Consider the following 18,014-nt stretch of genomic DNA (forward strand, 5'->3'; position numbering starts at 1 on the left):
ATTGTTTTACAAAGTATTGAGTACTTGCTCTCGTATTTGCTCCAGTTCGTCCTTCATTTCCACTACAAGTTGTTGCATACGTACCTCATTGCTCTTGGAGCCTAAAGTATTTATCTCTCGTCCTATTTCTTGTGCGATAAAACCGAGTTTCTTCCCTTGACCTGGCTCTAAATTCATTGTATCGACAAAGTAGCTCAAATGATTACGTAAACGGTTACGTTCTTCACTCACATCCAGTTTCTCAATGTAATAGATCAGTTCCTGCTCCAAACGCCCCTTGTCATACACGATGTCGGATGGCAGTTGAGATAGGCGTTCTTCTATTTGACGACGAACGGATTCTATGCGTAGAGGTTCTATAGTCTCTATTTTATCCACCATCTGATTGATGCGACCTATCGCATTGGTGAATACCTGTTGAAGCATTTGACCTTCCTGCTCACGGAACTTGGAAAATTCATTTAGCGCTCTATCTGTTAGACTCAAAATCTCAGACCATTCAGCTTCACCAACATCGCTATCCTCTTCCTCCTCTTTTTCTTTATAAACCTTGGGGATAGAAAGAGCTATTTGCAACAAATTATCTGGCTCTGCCATATCCAGTTCTTGACAAAGCTGTCGAATAAGGTCTACATACTCGGTGGCAGCTGCCTTGGAGAAAGGGGCAAGCTCATTATTAGCATTGATTGGTTCGATGAATAAGGTAAAATCAGCTTTCCCTCGAATTAACTTCTTCCCAATTCGGGTCCTAAGCTCCAGCTCTCGTTCCCTATAGCGTGATGCGATACGTGTACTTAGATCCAGCTGCTTGCTGTTCAGAGAGCGTACAGTAGCTGTCACCTTGTATATTCCAATTATTGTAGAGGCTTTACCAAAGCCTGTCATGGATAATATCATGATAAGATGGGGATTAAGAAAGAAGGCCATCTATAGAACTTTCATTCTGTAGACAGCCTCCTTTCCCATTATGATTAGTTTTTGCCGTGACAATTCTTGTACTTCTTTCCGCTTCCACAAGGGCACAAGTCGTTCCTTCCTACTTTGTTCTCAACTCGGATCGGTTCTCGATGTTGGGGTTGTTGGCCAGCAGAGGAAGAAGCTTCGCGTTGTGCATGCTCATGCTCCGCTATGTCATCTTTTATTTCTCTGTATTTCGTCTTATTCTGCCTACTTTGGATCTCTTCGGCTTGCTTGATGGCGATACGCTCCTGTTCTTCAGCTGAAGGCTCAGGCATCGGAATTCGAGCTCTCATGAGGATGGATACGAGCCTGCGGTTCATCTGCTCCAACATCTTACGAAAAAGCTCATAAGACTCCAACTTATAGATGAGTAGGGGGTCTTTGTTTTCATAGCTGGCATTCTGTACCGAATGACGCAGCTCATCCATTTCACGTAAGTGCTCTTTCCATGCTTCATCTATTGAGAGCAACACAATCGCTTTCTGAAACTCCTTGATAATGCTCTTACCCTTGCTTTCGTCAGCCTCCTTTAGGTTGCATGGTATATTGTACATCCTCTTGCCATCGGTAACAGGGATTACAATCCGCTCATAAACGTTGCCCTGCTCCTCGAACACTCGGTGTAATACGGGATAGGCTATTTCGGCAATCATATCCATCTTGCGTGAATATGCATGATAAACAGCATCGAAGATAATGTCGGTAAGATTTTCGGCTTTCTCCTTCCTAAACTTTTCTTCGCTGAGAGGGGATTCTATTGCAAGTGTGATCATGAGATCGGTCTTAAACTCCTGGAAATCATCCGATCCGGCATAGGTTTCAGCTATGAGTTTTGATGTATCGTAGAGAGTATTGAGCACATCCATCCCCACACGCTCTCCCATAAGAGCATGTTTGCGCTTGGTGTAGATTACCTCTCGTTGCGTATTCATCACATCGTCATACTCAAGAAGACGCTTACGGATACCGAAGTTGTTTTCCTCTACTTTTTTCTGAGCACGCTCCACAGATCTACTGAGCATATTGTTCTCCAAAACCTCTCCCTCTTTGAAGCCGAGCTTATCCATGAGAGAAGCGATCCTATCCGTAGCGAACAATCGCATCAAATGGTCTTCGAGAGAGATGAAGAAGACAGAAGAACCTGGGTCTCCCTGTCTACCGGCACGCCCTCGTAGCTGCCGGTCTACTCGCCGTGACTCATGACGCTCCGTACCAATGATAGCCAACCCTCCTGCATCTCTAACTTCCGGGGACAACTTGATGTCAGTACCACGTCCGGCCATGTTGGTAGCAATAGTTACGGTGCCAGTTTTTCCGGCTTGAGCTACAATATCTGCCTCCTTTTGGTGCAGCTTAGCATTGAGGACATTGTGCTCTATCCCTCGGAGTTTGAGCATACGGCTAAGTAACTCAGATGTTTCTACATTCGTTGTCCCCACCAAGACAGGACGACCGTCTGAGATAAGTGTTTGGATCTCTTCGATAACGGCTGCATACTTTTCTCTTGCCGTCTTGTAGATCCTATCATTCATATCATTTCTTGCTATCGGACGGTTGGTTGGTATCACAACCACATCCAACTTATAGATATCCCACAGCTCTCCGGCTTCAGTCTCGGCCGTACCAGTCATACCGGACAGCTTATGATACATACGGAAGTAGTTCTGCAGTGTAATAGTAGCAAAAGTCTGAGTTGCAGCTTCTACTTTCACTCTCTCCTTGGCTTCTATAGCCTGATGTAACCCATCGGAATAGCGGCGGCCATCCATGATGCGACCGGTTTGCTCATCAACGATCATAACCTTGTTGTCCATCACCACGTACTGGTCATCTTTCTCAAAGAGAGAGTACGCCTTTAGTAGCTGATTGACAGTGTGTACGCGTTCGCTTTTGATCGAATAGTTGGATAGCAATTCATCACGATGCTCCGCCAATTGAGTGCTGTCATACCCCATGTTTTCAAGTTCTGCCAACTCGGATGCTATATCCGGTAGGATAAAGAAAGAGGGGTCGTCAGTTCCGGATGTAAGTAGGTCTATCCCCTTGTCTGTAAGTTCGATGCTATTATTTTTCTCATCAATAACGAAGTAGAGCGGATCGGTAACAATGTGCATATTGCGCATATTCTCCGCCATATACTGCTCTTCTGTCTTCAGCATGGATGACTTAATACCTTGCTCACTCAAATATTTGATAAGCTGTTTGTTCTTAGGCATACCCTTGAAAGAACGGTATAGTAAAAGTGATCCCTCTTCTTGAATGTTCTTCTCAGAGCTACTCATCTTTTGCTTGGCATCAATCAAGAGCTGAGCACAGAGCTTGCGCTGGGCATTGACCACTTTCTCCACGTTTGGCAGAAACTCTTCAAATAACTGATCGTCACCCTTGGGGGTAGGCCCCGAAATAATCAAAGGAGTACGAGCGTCATCAATGAGCACTGAATCGACCTCGTCCACAATAGCATAATTGTGCTTCCTCTGTACAAGATCCGAGGCACTCATGGCCATATTGTCTCGAAGGTAGTCGAATCCGAATTCATTGTTTGTCCCGAATGTGATATCTGCATTGTAAGCCTTGCGTCTGTCATCCGAGTTGGGTTGATGCTTATCGATGCAGTCCACAGTGAGGCCATGAAACATATAGAGTGGTCCCATCCACTCTGAGTCACGCTTGGAAAGGTAATCGTTGACAGTCACCACATGGACTCCATTCCCGGGCAAGGCATTGAGAAATACGGGTAGGGTAGCAACGAGAGTTTTTCCTTCCCCCGTTGCCATTTCCGCTATCTTCCCTTTGTGGAGCACTGTGCCACCGAAGAGCTGTACATCGTAGTGCACCATATCCCAAGTGATTTCATTTCCTCCCGCCATCCAATGGTTCTGATATATGGCGGTATCTCCTTCGACCCGAACAAAATCATGATTGACCGACAAGTCTCGATCAAGTTGGGTTGCATCTACTCGTATTTCCGAATTTTCGGCAAAACGTCTGGCTGTGCTCTTAACTATCGCAAAGGCTTCAGGAAGTATTTCCTCCAGTACAACTTCGATCTTATCTAGAATATCTTTCTCCAGATTATCCACCTTTTTCCAAGCTTCTTCTCTTTCGTTTAGCTCCTTGCTTTCTATATCGGCCTTGATTTTCTCGATCTCGGCACGCTCTTGAGTCACGCGTTCGTTTATCCGCCCACGAAGTTGAACAGTAAGAGCTCTCAACTCGTTGTGAGAGAGGGCATCTATCTTCGTGTATGCCTCTTTTATCTTAGCCACGTAGGGCTTAATCTCTTTGAGGTCTCGTTGCGACTTGTTACCAAAGAGTTTAATGATGATATCGTTGAATCCCATATTGTGTAGTTGTTCTTTATTTTCTATTGATCTTTTTATTTACTGAGGAGTCTACCGGTTATAGCTGGTAGTGGAATATCCCTATTACAAGGAGGTCTAATGCGCAAGACATGTGCAAGGCTTGGTGCTATGCGCCTTACCGAAGGTTTTTCATCAGCATAGATTGCGGCTTTGATACCCCAACCGAAGAATATAACAGGTGAGTCACAAGGCATCTTACGGTATTTCCCTTGTAGACTTGTGTCTCGGATGTCTATTATATTCGGCTCTACATACCAACCTGGAAGGATTTGAAGTATCAAATCGGCCTTTTCCTGCTTATGTATTCCATTGGCCAAACTTTGTTCAATTCCGATATAACTCTTCCTTGACAAAACAGGGATACAACTGGCCACACCAGCCATCTCTGACGTAAATTGGGCAGCCTTGATTTGAACTTCTTCCAAGGAAAGTTTGCGTTCCTCTACCAAGGAACGGTTCAGGTATATGTAATTATTTCGGTAAGACTTTATCCACTGACCCTGACCATATACGGCCATTAAGTACATATTGAGTAGTGCCTTGCATCGTTCTGGACTGAAATTGCGCGTGCTCCGTTTCCCGTTAGCAGAGCGAACAGGGGGCTGTCTGTATGAGGAATAACCTGTACCGCTCAACATCACAAGACAGTTAGATAGGCCTATTTTTCTCTCTACTGCATTTAGCAGTCTGGCGATGTTTGAATCTAAGCGAACATAAGCATCTTGCATTTCAGCTCCTTGTTCATAGTCCATAGCACCGGGATAGGGAGCTGCTGTATAGACCACGGAAAGCATATGAGGAGATGTTCCTAATTCATAACCATAATGTTCTACAAAGCTGATTGCCAGGTTTGTTACATCATCATTTACAAGTGGGGTCTTTTTGTATTGTTCAACACTTTCACCGATTTTGTGATAAAAAGGAGCAAAAGTCCCAGTATAAGGCAATAGTTGTCCCTCTACTTTCCTGCTGTTTTTCCAAGTCTTTCCACTCAATAATGCTCCGATGTTATTAGGAGTGCTATTAGCTTTCTCTACAAACCAAGGTAGTTGTTTGGTATAGTAGGTAGATGTCGCCCATCTCCCTTTATCATTTTCGATCCAGTATGCGGCGTCGGCTTCCTGTCCACCAGCCAGAATAGCTTCTTCCGGATTAGGAGCTATGCTGTATACCGAAGAGCGGCCTGCCGAAGCGTATTTGAGCTCATCCCCGATTGTAGACATTTGCAAAGCCAATGGGGAATATCGTTCCGAAGTATAGTTCCCCATGTAATTGGAATCCTCCACTACGGAGCTGCACTTATTAGTCTCTTCGTCATAAACAAGAGAGGCTCCGATACCATGCATGGAGGGGTATTCCCCGGTGTAAATACTAGCAATGGCAGAGGCTACATCCAATGGGTAAACGTCAAAATCAACAGAAGGGTATACTGCTCCTCCACTTAGTATTCGCCTCCAACCTTCCTGACTATACAGAGGAGAAAAGCCTATCAACAAATCACTTCGTAGCTGATCCACACTTATGCAGAGAAGCAAACGAGGAGTATGAGTTGGGGAAGTTAGCGATCCTGCATACACATTCATGGCAACAGAAAGAACTGCCACCAATGAAGCAAGTATGCCACGAGTTGAGTGACCGCCAGAATTTTCTTTTATCTGTTTTTGCTTAGCCATGTTTGATATATGGATACAGAAGCAATCGCAATAATAATGCCAACGAAAACTGTATTGATCCTCTGAGGCAGCAATAACGCTGTTGGGAAATAAATAATTACAGCTCCCAAAGCAGCTATTGGATAGAAACGGCTCAAAAAGCCATTCTTCCCCCAAAAAAGTAGGGGAAGACCAACAAACAAGTGAAAGGGGTGGAAAAATAGCAGATTGGCATTAGGCCACATAGCCGGATGCTCAGAAATGAAAGATAAAAAGAACAAGACAGACCCAAGCAGTCCAGAGACAAGAAGAATAAATGCACTATAGATATTGACCAAGCACCTGAATCTCGAGCTGCAAGGACGCATAGCCACAACGACTAACAAAGTGGTCAGCAAGGCAATGCCAAAACTGAAAAGGACAGGACTATCGAATGGGACCGTCTCTATATCAGGATCTTTGTAGGGGCTATGATATACCTGCTTTGCTTTTACCAGGCTTACAGCAGGTTTGTCTGCATAACGAATCTCAGACAACGGTAAAAATTCGGCAACCTTGGTTGGTAAAAAAAACTGTGTACGCAAGCTGACTTTTTGGTCTGCGGGAGCCGCAACAGCCAAATCCGTTCCAAGGATGAGCCACGGCATAGGTCTCTCTGCCTCATTGATCAATTGCCGAAGCGTGAGACTGTCCGCCGGAGGGATGTGTAGCTCTCCTCCCATTGCCTGCTCTATCATATCAACAGGACGAGTGGAGCAGTTATCGTAGAAAAAGTTGTAACGATATACTCGATTCTCCGGCTTCATGTTCTCTGTCAGATTCTGCTCCAATCGGAATATTGCCAGACTATCCATATCCAAAGCCAACTCAGTGAGGTCACTGCCACGACAGAGATAGTGGCTCATATATTCAGAAGCCTCAGAAACTCCCACCATATAGTCGGTTTGCCCATATACAAATCGACGCAGAAAACCCGGAGTATGAAAGTCAAAAAGGCCCCAATTATAAACCAAGTCTTCATCTGTATCTGGCTTTTGGATTCGTAAGCCGACATGACCATACAGGGTATATACTTCCTCCGTAATTGGAGAAGCGATCAGCAGACTTACGTTGATTTGTCCTCTATTGTCTTCTCGCTGGGCTGAGAGCTGTAGCACACTACACAGCAGCAATAACCCTAGATATATTACCCGGATACGAACGCTTGTCGCTTTGTTTTTGAGGATATGTAGATGTCTTGTTTGCATAAGAGCGAAGCAAAGGTAAGTTATCTGCATCAGCTACCCAAAGAGTAGAGAGTTAAAGAATAATTCCATTTGCTCTCAAAGATTTTATTATTTATTTAGCTCCTTTTTGCGAAAGACAAGTAGAGAAAGTTTTGTCACTAATGGATAGGAATAGGATTGAGAGCAAGATTTCTTTGATATTTCTTTCCAACGGCATTATTTATCTTTGCCAAAACTCATTGTCAAGTACAAATACACAATAAAATAAATGTAATTCATCATGGCAAAAAAAGTAGCAGAGACTCCTCTCATGAAGCAATACTTACAGATGAAAGCCAAACATCCCGATGCGATATTGCTCTTTCGTGTAGGAGACTTCTACGAGACTTTCTCTACCGATGCCATTGTCACAGCTGATATCTTGGGAATTACACTCACCAAGAGGGCCAATGGCTCTGCCAGTCATGTAGAATTAGCCGGATTTCCACACCATGCTCTTGATACCTACCTGCCCAAATTAGTTCGAGCGGGCAAACGAGTGGCTATTTGTGATCAGCTGGAAGATCCCAAAACAACGAAAACGCTGGTCAAACGAGGAATTACCGAACTGGTAACACCGGGTGTAGTGATGAATGACAATGTATTGCACAATAAGGAGAATAACTACTTGTCTGCAATCTATGCCCTTGCTCCACACGGCTATGGTATTGCCTTTTTAGATATATCCACTGGGGAGTTTATGGCAGGTCAGGGCAATGCTACCTTTGTAGATCGTCTGTTGATGGATTTCGCTCCCAAAGAGCTACTGGTGGAAAGGTCTCAGCGGGAGCAAATAATGATGAATTTCAAACCTTCAACATTCATCTATGATCTTGACGATTGGCTCTTTGGCCCTGAAAATAATGAGGAGCGGATTTGTCGCCACTTCGGGCTGAAAAATCTTAAGGGCCTCGGCTTGGAAGGCAAAATACCTGCAACCATTGCTGCCGGTGCCATATTGAACTATTTAGACCTCACCAGCCATAAAGAGTTGGAGCATATTTCTTCTCTTCGTCAACTCAATGAACAAGAATATGTACGTCTGGATCGCTTTACCATACGAAGCTTGGAATTGATCTCGGCAAACGATCCAAGTGGTATAAGCTTGTTGAATATTTTGGATCGCACTGTGTGTCCCATGGGGGGAAGACTGTTGCGCAAATGGTTGCTTTCTCCCCTGAAAAACATTGAAGCCATCACCAGACGACAATCAATGGTAACAGACCTGGTAGAGCAACCCGAACGGAGACAAATACTGCGTACTCACCTGAGTGAAATAGGAGATTTGGAACGTCTGGTCGGCAAGGCTGCAGTAGGCCGAATTAGCCCCAGAGAGATGCTTCAAGTAGGATTGGCACTTGATTCTATAGCTCCGATTCAAGAGGAGTTGTTGAGATCCTCACAAATCACAAGTCAAGAGATGGGTCAAGCCTTGGAGTTATTACCCGAGTTAGGAGATGAGATCCGAAAATCTATTGTCCCTGATGCCCCTATTGCTGTGGGGCGAGGTAAGGTGATTGCTGATGGTATTTCATCCGAATTGGACGAGCTCAGGGCTTTGGCAGGATCGGGGAAAAACTACTTATCCGAGTTGGTGAAACAAGAGATACAGACAACCGGAATTTCTTCTCTCAAAATAGGCTACAACAATGTTTTCGGCTACTACATAGAGGTGCGCAATGCACACAAAGACAAAGTGCCGGACAATTGGATACGAAAGCAGACTTTGGTGAACGCAGAGCGCTACATCACAGAGGAGCTGAAAAGCTATGAAGAGAAAATACTCGGAGCGGAGGAACGGTCCTTAATTATAGAGACAGAATTGTTTACTCAATTGGTAGGCAAACTTACTCGCTACATAAAGCCTTTGCAAAAGAATTGCAGATTATTGGCCGAATCGGATGTGTTATCGTCTTTTGCCGAAGTTGCTTCAGCCTATAGTTATACTTGTCCCAAGCTACACAATGGCTACTCATTACACATCACTGCTGGACGCCACCCCGTGATCGAACGGACACTACCGGCATCGGAGCCTTATATCCCAAATGATATTTATCTGGATAATGAGAAACAGCAGATTGCAATTATCACAGGCCCCAATATGAGCGGAAAGTCGGCTCTTCTTAGGCAAACAGCTCTCATTACCCTTTTGGCCCAGATTGGTAGTTATGTTCCGGCAAAATCCGCAGAAATAGGCGTTATCGACAGCCTCTTTACTCGAGTCGGTGCTTCGGATAATATTTCTATGGGCGAATCTACCTTCATGGTAGAAATGCAAGAAGCAGCTGGGATTTTGAACAACATCACTGATCGCAGCCTTGTCCTCTTTGATGAATTGGGACGTGGTACTTCCACCTATGATGGTATATCCATAGCCTGGGCTATTGTAGAATATCTGCATGGGACAAATAATGGGCGAGCAAAAACGCTCTTTGCTACACATTATCATGAATTGGGAGACTTGGAGAAGCAGCTATCTCGTGTTGTAAACTACAATGTATCGGCCAGAGAAGTAAATGGCAAAATGTTGTTCTTGCGAACGCTGGTGCCGGGCTGTGCCGAACATAGTTTCGGGATACAAGTGGCACGTCTGGCAGGTATGCCCAAGCCGATCACAGAGCGAGCAGAAGATATCCTCCGAATCTTGGAAAGTGACCAATCTGCGATAGAGACTAAAGTTGATGGTGCCAAGATGGTACACCGAGATCATTCTCACAATAAAAAAGAGGGGGCCTACCAGCTCAGCTTCTTCCAGTTGGAAGATCCCTTATTATCTGACATACGTAGAGAATTACTTGATATAGATATCAATACCCTTACCCCAATAGATGCCTTAAACAAACTGGATGCTGTCCAGCGTCTTTTGCGAGGCCATTGAACAATTCTTTTGAGAGTTACCTCGTGCTACAATTGATAGTTTGCAACAGTTCTGCATGTTGAGACCATTTCAAAGAAGAAAAATGCTCAAGAGATTGTATGGTTGCTCGGCTAAGTTCTTTGTCGAAAGGATTGTAAAGCGTGAGTTTGCTTATCTTTGCCCGATACTAAACCTAAGTTGCATGGCCAATGGCAGTAAAACTGATTGCCATGAAACTTTCTAAACATCATAATCTACTAAGTTGTATGGAATGGAAACGCTATCGTTTGGCCAATAATGTCCTAGGATGGTTCTCCTTTTTTGTGGCTGCCGTAGTCTATCTACTGACTATTGGCCCGACTGCTAGCCTCTGGGACTGTGCTGAATTTATTGTGTGTGTCAATAAATTGGAGGTCGGCCATCCACCTGGAGCTCCGTTCTTCATGCTTGTCTATAATGTGGTAAGCCATTTCACTTCAGACCCCTCTCTGGTCGCTTGGCTGTGCAATGCAACTTCGGCCTTGCTGTCAGCTTTCACCATACTTTTCTTGTATTGGACTACGACGGCTCTCGTGCGAAGAGTAGTTGCTCCAAAATATCTCGATCAAGAGCTCACTCTCCCTCAAGCAATTGTAATCTTGGGAGGAGGTTTGGTGGCTGCCTTGACGTATACTTTCACGGATTCTTTCTGGTTCAACGCGGTAGAAGCTGAGGTCTATGCCTTCAGCTCCTTCTTTACTGCTATTGTCTTTTGGCTCATGCTCAAATGGGCCGATCGAGCAGACAATGAGCGCAGTGACCGTTGGCTTATCCTCATTGCCTATCTCATGGGGCTCTCTATTGGAGTACACTTGCTCAACCTGCTGTGTATACCCGCAATGGGACTCATATACTACTATCGACGCTCCTCGAAAACCACAGCCAAGGGATGGTTAGGGGCAATCTTGTTGAGCTGCCTCATAGTAGGGGTAATGATGTATGGTGTGATCCAGGGGGTAGCCAAAGCTGCTGGGACATTCGATCTCTTCGCTGTAAATACATTGGGGCTTCCTTTCAATTCCGGTATATACATCTACTTGGTGATATTGGCTGCAGCTCTTGTTTGGGGTGTGTACGAATCCGACCGTGCTACCAAGGGATACTTCAGAAGCGAGATGCGCGTGAAGATGAGCTTTCTTCTCACTGTATTGCTAATGGGTATTCCGTTCTTAGGCTCCGGTTTATGGCTGGGTTTGATCCTCTCTGTCGCTCTGGGGATATATCTGTTTTCATCCAAAAACATAAGTGTGAAACTGCTACATATGTTGCAGATGAGCCTTATGGTGATTGTGATTGGCTATACCTCCTATGGCGTTATTCTGGTGAGAGCCGCTGCCAAGCCCCCTATGAACGAGAACGATCCGTCCAATGCCTTTGCCATGCGTTCCTATTTGGCTCGTGAGCAATACGGATCCAACCCTCTGTTGTACGGACCTACATTCACCGCCCGTGCTTATCAATTTGAGTATGACAAGGTTTACAAGAAAGATGTAACAGCTGGTAAGGATCGCTATATACCACTGAACAAAGATATTCCCGAGTATAAGTACCGCAGCGAAGATAAGATGCTCTTCCCTCGGATTTTTGATCCTTCTCCCAGCCATGTAGAAGGGTACAATATATGGATGGGTAGAAATCCTAATGACATGAGCACTCCTACGTTTTTGGACAACTTGAGATTCTTTGCTTCCTATCAGGTCAATTATATGTACTGGAGGTACTTTTTTTGGAACTTCGTGGGGCGTCAAAATGATTTGCAAGGCGACGGCTCTCTAACCAAGGGAAATGTGATGACCGGCATTTCGCCAATTGATAATGCTCTCATAGGGCCGACCGATGAGATGCCAGATGATATAGTGGCCAATAAGGGGCATAATGTCTATTATTTGCTTCCTCTGCTATTGGGGCTTTTGGGATTTTTGTACCAGGTACTCAAAGGGGAGAGAGGTAATCAGGCTTTTTGGATCACTTTTGCCTTGTTCTTCATGACGGGCTTAGCCATCGTGATCTATGTAAATCAATACACAGGTCAGCCACGTGAGCGAGACTATTCGTACGTGGGTTCGTTCTATGCTTTCTGTATCTGGATTGGTTTCGGGTTAGCCATGCTGTATGAATTATTGACAAAGATCAAATCTTTACCCCGAGTGGCTGCCGCTTTGATAGCCACGGTTTTGTCTTTGGTGGTACCGATCCAGATGGCAGCACAGAATTGGGATGACCACGATCGATCCGGACGAACTGCTACCAAAGACTTTGGAACTAATTTCTTGGAAAGCTGTGAGCCGAACTCTGTTATTTTCTGTTTTGGAGACAATGATACTTTTCCTCTCTGGTATTGCCAAGAGATAGAGGGTATACGCACCGATGTACGAGCTTGTAATCTCAGTTATTTAGGGGCAGATTGGTATGTAGATCAGATGAAGCAAGAGGCGTACCGAAGTCAACCTCTACCAATGAATACCTATCAACCGAATTTCTACTCTGTCCATAACATCGTACGTCTGAACCCTCAGGGCTCTCCGATGGATATAGGTCAGGCATTGGATGCAACTTATGCCGATAATCGATCTGAGTACCCTCTCTTACCATCTTCTTCGTTAATCCTCCAGAATGATAGTGCTGCTCTGAATATATTGCCCAATGAATTGAAGCCTTACTTTCAGCCACAAATGGATTTGTCTTTGGCTGGGAAGAGTTTTGTCGGGCGTACTGAAATAGCTCTACTCGATATGCTCCGGCACAACCGATGGGAGCGACCACTTTACTGGTGTATCTCTTCTCCAACTGAGACTCTATCAAACTTGAGAGATTATCTCGTGCAAGAAGGCATGGCTTTCCGTATGTACCCGGCAACAGGTCGTCAATCATACGCATTGGGCAACTTGGATAGATCATACCAAGTATTTATGGAAAAGTTTGCTTTCGGTGGGGCTCACGATCCTTCGGTTTATTTCGATGCAAACGTGAGAGGAATGGCTGAAACAGTTCGTTCCAATGCTGCAGCTCCTTTGGCCAAAGCTCTGGTCGCTCGTGGAGACAAAGAGAAGGCTCAAGCAGTGCTTCGTAAGACCCTCAAAGGAATAAATCCCAAGGTAGTGCCTTACGATCGGGTACGCTCATTGTCCTTTGCGCAAGCACTCTATGCGGCAGACATGAGACAAGAGGGCGATGAAGTAATATCATCCATTTGCAACTCTGCGATCAAATCTTTGCGTTGGTTTTTGCGTCTTAGCCCATCTAGGCTGGAGCGCGTGATTAAAGAGGGAGATGTACAACTCTGTTTCCTATCCGCTACCGAGTGTATAGCTTTAGCTCAAGCGATGAATAGCAGTGTGCTCAATGAGAATGAGAAGGAAGTAAGACGATTGTATGCCTTATTTACCGGAAGTCCGTATGAAAACGCTCCGCAGGATAGTCAACAAAAGACTGATCAAGCAGAAAAGGCAACACCAGATGCTTCTCCTGCCGATTCCTCTGCAGAATAAAGAACTCCGATTTTGATAGACAGGATCATATGCCGTGTGCCGATGTGGTACCGGGCACTTATACCAGGTGCCCGGTGGCGAATCCCTGCCCGAGAAGGGAAGAGTATCTATCTGACTTTTGATGATGGGCCTATACCCGAGGTTACTCCTTGGGTTCTGGACGAACTGGACAGGCTGGGAGTAAAGGCAACTTTTTTTTGTGTTGGAGATAATGTCAGGAAGTACCCTGACTTACTGGTCGAAATTCTTCGTCGTGGGCATGGTATTGGCAATCATACTTATCATCACATACAAGGGCTCAAGACTTCCGCAAACCGATATTTAGAAGATGTAGAAAAAGCCGATGCCCTTATTGGTTCTCGCTATTTTCGTCCGCCACACGGACACCTGCGACTGTCTCAAATCAAGAAGTTGAGCAATCGATTCGACCTGATCATGTGGGATGTTGTGACTAGAGATTACAATGCTTCTCTATCTCCCGAAACAATCATGGGCTATGTGCGTCGTTATGCACGTAATGGCTCAATCATTGTTTTTCACGACTCACTCAAGGCGCAAAAGAATATGCGCATTGTGATGCCACAAGCGGTAGAATGGCTCCTAGAGCAAGGGTACCGCTTCATGCGCATAGGGGATGATCTTGATCCCATAGATACCTCCTTGCCCAGCAGAATACGAGAGATCATCTCTATGGGGCAGGATGAAGAACAATCATCATCCTCTCTACTTCTATGACTATGTCCCCTCAAGCAGAAGAAAAGCCCTTTCTTGTCACTACTGAAGATGGTTCCCCAACTCTCTACAGACGGGAGAATAAGGAATATTATCATTCCATACACGGGGCTGTCACGGAGAGTACACACATATTCATAGAAGCAGGCTTAAAGTATCACGTAGCTAAGTTAGGCCCCGGTTGCTTCTTTTGCTCGAGACAACCTTTGCGATTGTTTGAGTTGGGCTTCGGAACTGGTCTCAATGCTTTGCTAACACTTGCCGAAGCCGAAAAACTTCGGCAAAGACTCATTTACTACAGCATTGAGTTGCATCCGATCGAGGTCGACATCTACGAACAACTGGAGTACGAATTGCCTCACTCGGACAAATTGCTCATGCGGGATTATCTAAGAGAAATGCACAGAGCTCCATGGGATGAACCCATTGCCCTAACTCCATACTTCACCCTGCATAAGATCGAAGGTGATGTATTGCGTAGAAAGCTGCCTGATGACATCGACATTTTCTATATGGATGCCTTCTCTCCTGAGTCTCAATCAGAACTTTGGACACTCGACTTATTTAAGCGATTGCAGCAGATTGCCAACCCGGGGGCTACCCTTACGACTTATTGCGCTAAAGGCGATGTACGACGCACTCTGCTCGAAGTCGGTTTTTCTGTGGAAAAACTCCCTGGACCTCCCGGTAAGCGACATATTTTACGCGCCACCAAACTGAACTAATCCTATCCGATGCGTGTTCTGACAAGGAAATCATATCAAATATAACAACATATTTCTATGGACAACAACCAATCTACAACCTACACCCTGCTCGATGGGAAGAAGGTCTCTCAAGAAATCAAACAGGAGATTTCTGCCGAGGTACAACGGATGGTCGAAGCCGGCCTCAAACGTCCTCATTTGGCCGCCGTATTAGTCGGGCACGATGGTGGCAGTGAGACCTATGTGGCTAGCAAGGTAAAAGCTTGCGAAGAAGTGGGTTTTGGATCTTCTCTGATTCGCTTTGAAGATGATATCACCGAAGAGGAGCTCCTTGCCTGTGTGGATCGTCTCAACAAGGATACAGACGTAGACGGCTTTATCGTACAAGTTCCTTTGCCCAAGCATATCAACGAACAAAGAGTTATTGAAGCGATCTCTCCATCGAAAGACGTAGACGGCTTCCATCCGATCAATGTTGGTCGTCTGAGCATCGGTCTACCTGGATTTGTATCTGCTACGCCCAAAGGTGTGATAGAACTACTTCGTAGATATAATATCCCCACAAAGGGAAAACACTGTGTGATACTGGGGCGTAGCAATATCGTGGGAAAGCCGATGTCTATGCTCATGGTAGAGAAAGCTCAACCAGGAGATTGTACGGTGACTGTATGTCATAGCAGAACAGCCAATCTCGAAGAAATTGCTCGGTCGGCTGATATCCTGATCGCTGCTATGGGACGTCCTGAGAGTGTAACAAAGGAGATGATAAAGCCCGGAGCAATCGTGATAGATGTGGGCACGACCCTCGTACCGGATGCTTCTCGTAAGAGTGGAGTAAGACTGACCGGAGATGTGAAGTTCGACGAAGTAGCCCCTCTTACCTCTTTCATCACTCCGGTACCCGGTGGTGTCGGTCCCATGACTATTGCTTGTCTGATGATGAATACACTGGAGGCTGCAAAGGCTGCTTTAAAGTAAAAAGTAGCTCTCAAAGTATTTAGCAAACAAAGCAAAGATCAATAATGAGGAAATATTCGATCGAATACTAAACTTGCCTTCTTTTTCCCCTCTTTCCAAGTTCCGATGAATAAGGCTTTCTGGAGAGGGCGAAATTATCTCCTGAGAGAATAATCGTTAGCTCCTGTATTAGCGAAATTTCTCTCAGGAGATATTTTTGCTCCCTCCTGTTTTATTTTACGTCTCTCTTAATGGGATAATTTTCGTTCTTTCTCGTGCTAGTCAAAAAAGACTCCTCTCGACATAAAAAAGTTAGCTTTGAAAAAACAAAAACCTAAAATTATCCTGAATGAGGTGACAGTCATCTCTGACCAGTAACAATTCAAATCAGTGTAGACCCCATTTCGAATTACCCTTCCCTCTTGACGATCTATTTTTTCAGTGCACGTTAGACCATAAATGATATATTTAACTCATATAACAGTGTAGAACGATGAAAAATATCGGACATTACTTCGCAATCTTTTTTCTATGCCTTGTTGGTATATCCAATCAGTCTATTTGGGCACAGACTTCCGAGGTTTCTTCGGATGACGACTCCTCCCAACAATTGTTTAAGTGGATTTCTCTCTCCTTTGAAACAGGCCGAGGAACTGCCTTTCTGAATAGTGATATTACGTCGGGGGAGAATCAAATTTCCAATTACAGAGATGTGATGAGTGGATACAATATACGAATGGCCCTATACTTCAAGGATAAAACTCGCAGTAATCTGGGGCTTTTCGTCAATAGTCTTAACTATTCCAATCAGTCACCACATAGGAAAGTAGCCGAGATTACAAAGTTGGATTTTGGTTTGGCATCACGTACCCGCATGTACCAAAGAGGAGTACATCGAATCTATTCTGAAAGCGAATTGGGTGCTTCCTACACGACCTTCACTTCAGCTCAGGAAGTGACCGAGGTGGTGCCCTCTTCTCGTTGGGGCCTTGCAGTCGGACTCTCCTTCCAATATGCTCATAGACTTGATTGGGGACAGGAAATTGGTGTTAAAGCCTTTGTTAATGCCTCTCCGTTCTTTGGTAAAACTCCTGCTAGTGTGACTATAAAACCTCTTGGCTCCTACTCTCTAGGGCTCGGTGTTTCTCTTACTCTGTAAACTCCGGAATTTTTATAGTGAAACTAGTCTAAAGTAAAAGGGTGTGCCGAATATTTTCAGCACACCCTTTCTTTTTAGTTTTCAGGTTCAATAGAAGCTGTGCAGAGCTCTCCCTCAAAGGCAACATAGAAGGCTTTGGGAGATTTTGCGGAATGTTGTAATCGCAAAGAGTTTTGAAAGCAGGGTAGGGGAGCATCAAAACAACTTAAACCATGAGTTAGTCGTTTTTTTTTGCGAAAGCTGTTCTAATCTCGTGTGTATTACTCCAAAAACAGAATCAGTATCCCATGTGTTAAATACGTATTCGGATAAATGTGATTAACCGAAGAGTGAGCCATTAATGCGGATTTTATTGTCTTGATATTATGCTTCAAAGTATTGTTCATTATACCCTGCACTTCATTGCTCCTTTGAGATTGGCATATATCTTTTTCCCGAAGCAATGGAAAAGGGCCTACATGGCAATGTTCTTGACAATGTTGGTAGATTTAGATCATCTATTTGCGATTCCAATTTTTGATCCGAACAGATGTAGTATAGGTTTCCATCCTTTGCATAGCTATTGGGCGATAGTGGTGTATTTGGTGATGTGCTTTTTGCCTTACAAACGTTGGGGGCTTCCTTGGTGGTTGAGAGCAGTTGGTATAGGCCTTCTATTCCACATGATTACGGATTTTCAGGATTATTACCTATGGAGATACCTCTACAGCTTAGTTTAGTTCGGATTATGAAGAAAATTCTCTCAATTCGATAATTATGGGGAGGTATAGTTTTTTTGGCAGGTATGCTATTATGTTGTATAGTACGTAGACGGGTGCTGCTTCTATTATTCG

The 18,014-nt window shown here is 44.6% G+C and carries 11 protein-coding genes; 7 read left to right on the forward strand and 4 right to left on the reverse strand.

Annotated features, from left to right (window positions below):
• Positions 1–6: 6 nt before the first annotated feature.
• Genes B5D48_RS01120 through B5D48_RS01135 form a run of 4 tightly spaced genes read right to left on the reverse strand, consistent with a single transcriptional unit; the run spans position 7 to position 7,224 of the window.
• Entirely contained in the window at positions 7–927 is a 921-nt protein-coding gene (locus B5D48_RS01120) for a YicC/YloC family endoribonuclease (RefSeq protein ID WP_023938575.1), read from the reverse strand.
• Between the two features lie 44 nt (positions 928–971).
• Positions 972–4,304 (reverse strand): preprotein translocase subunit SecA, encoded by a 3,333-nt coding sequence (gene secA / locus B5D48_RS01125; RefSeq protein WP_023938577.1) that lies wholly within the window; start codon positions 4,302–4,304, stop codon positions 972–974.
• 35 nt (positions 4,305–4,339) lie between these two features.
• Complete coding sequence (locus tag B5D48_RS01130) at positions 4,340–5,998, reverse strand: alkaline phosphatase family protein (RefSeq protein WP_023938579.1); 1,659 nt, start codon at positions 5,996–5,998, stop codon at positions 4,340–4,342.
• Positions 5,977–7,224: a lipoprotein N-acyltransferase Lnb domain-containing protein gene (locus B5D48_RS01135; RefSeq protein ID WP_158441720.1), complete on the reverse strand. Its 1,248-nt coding sequence runs from the start codon at positions 7,222–7,224 to the stop codon at positions 5,977–5,979. The genes B5D48_RS01130 and B5D48_RS01135 overlap by 22 nt, the downstream gene beginning before the upstream one ends.
• A 259-nt stretch (positions 7,225–7,483) precedes the next feature.
• Here B5D48_RS01135 and mutS point away from each other — a divergent pair, with 259 nt between their 5' ends.
• From mutS to B5D48_RS01170, 7 genes are all read left to right on the forward strand, one after another.
• The gene (mutS, locus tag B5D48_RS01140; protein WP_023938583.1) at positions 7,484–10,120 is read left to right on the forward strand and encodes a DNA mismatch repair protein MutS; all 2,637 of its coding nucleotides are present in this window, start codon (positions 7,484–7,486) and stop codon (positions 10,118–10,120) included.
• Between the two features lie 188 nt (positions 10,121–10,308).
• Entirely contained in the window at positions 10,309–13,626 is a 3,318-nt protein-coding gene (locus B5D48_RS01145; RefSeq protein ID WP_234985381.1) for a glycosyltransferase family 117 protein, read from the forward strand.
• Positions 13,627–13,668: 42 nt separating this feature from the next.
• Positions 13,669–14,361 carry a polysaccharide deacetylase family protein gene (locus tag B5D48_RS01150; protein WP_078801634.1) on the forward strand — a complete coding sequence of 231 codons (693 nt, stop codon included), beginning with the start codon at positions 13,669–13,671 and terminating at the stop codon, positions 14,359–14,361.
• A gap of 2 nt (positions 14,362–14,363) precedes the next feature.
• Positions 14,364–15,083 (forward strand): tRNA (5-methylaminomethyl-2-thiouridine)(34)-methyltransferase MnmC2, encoded by a 720-nt coding sequence (gene mnmD / locus B5D48_RS01155; protein WP_023938590.1) that lies wholly within the window; start codon positions 14,364–14,366, stop codon positions 15,081–15,083.
• 57 nt (positions 15,084–15,140) lie between these two features.
• Positions 15,141–16,043 carry a bifunctional methylenetetrahydrofolate dehydrogenase/methenyltetrahydrofolate cyclohydrolase FolD gene (folD, locus tag B5D48_RS01160; RefSeq protein WP_023938592.1) on the forward strand — a complete coding sequence of 301 codons (903 nt, stop codon included), beginning with the start codon at positions 15,141–15,143 and terminating at the stop codon, positions 16,041–16,043.
• 472 nt (positions 16,044–16,515) lie between these two features.
• Positions 16,516–17,181 carry a hypothetical protein gene (locus B5D48_RS01165; RefSeq protein WP_023938594.1) on the forward strand — a complete coding sequence of 222 codons (666 nt, stop codon included), beginning with the start codon at positions 16,516–16,518 and terminating at the stop codon, positions 17,179–17,181.
• A gap of 365 nt (positions 17,182–17,546) precedes the next feature.
• Positions 17,547–17,900, forward strand: a complete 354-nt coding sequence (locus B5D48_RS01170) for a DUF6122 family protein (RefSeq protein WP_023938598.1) — start codon at positions 17,547–17,549, stop codon at positions 17,898–17,900.
• Positions 17,901–18,014 lie beyond the last annotated feature (114 nt).

It is taken from the genome of Porphyromonas crevioricanis (assembly GCF_900167225.1).
Classification (GTDB): domain Bacteria; phylum Bacteroidota; class Bacteroidia; order Bacteroidales; family Porphyromonadaceae; genus Porphyromonas; species Porphyromonas crevioricanis.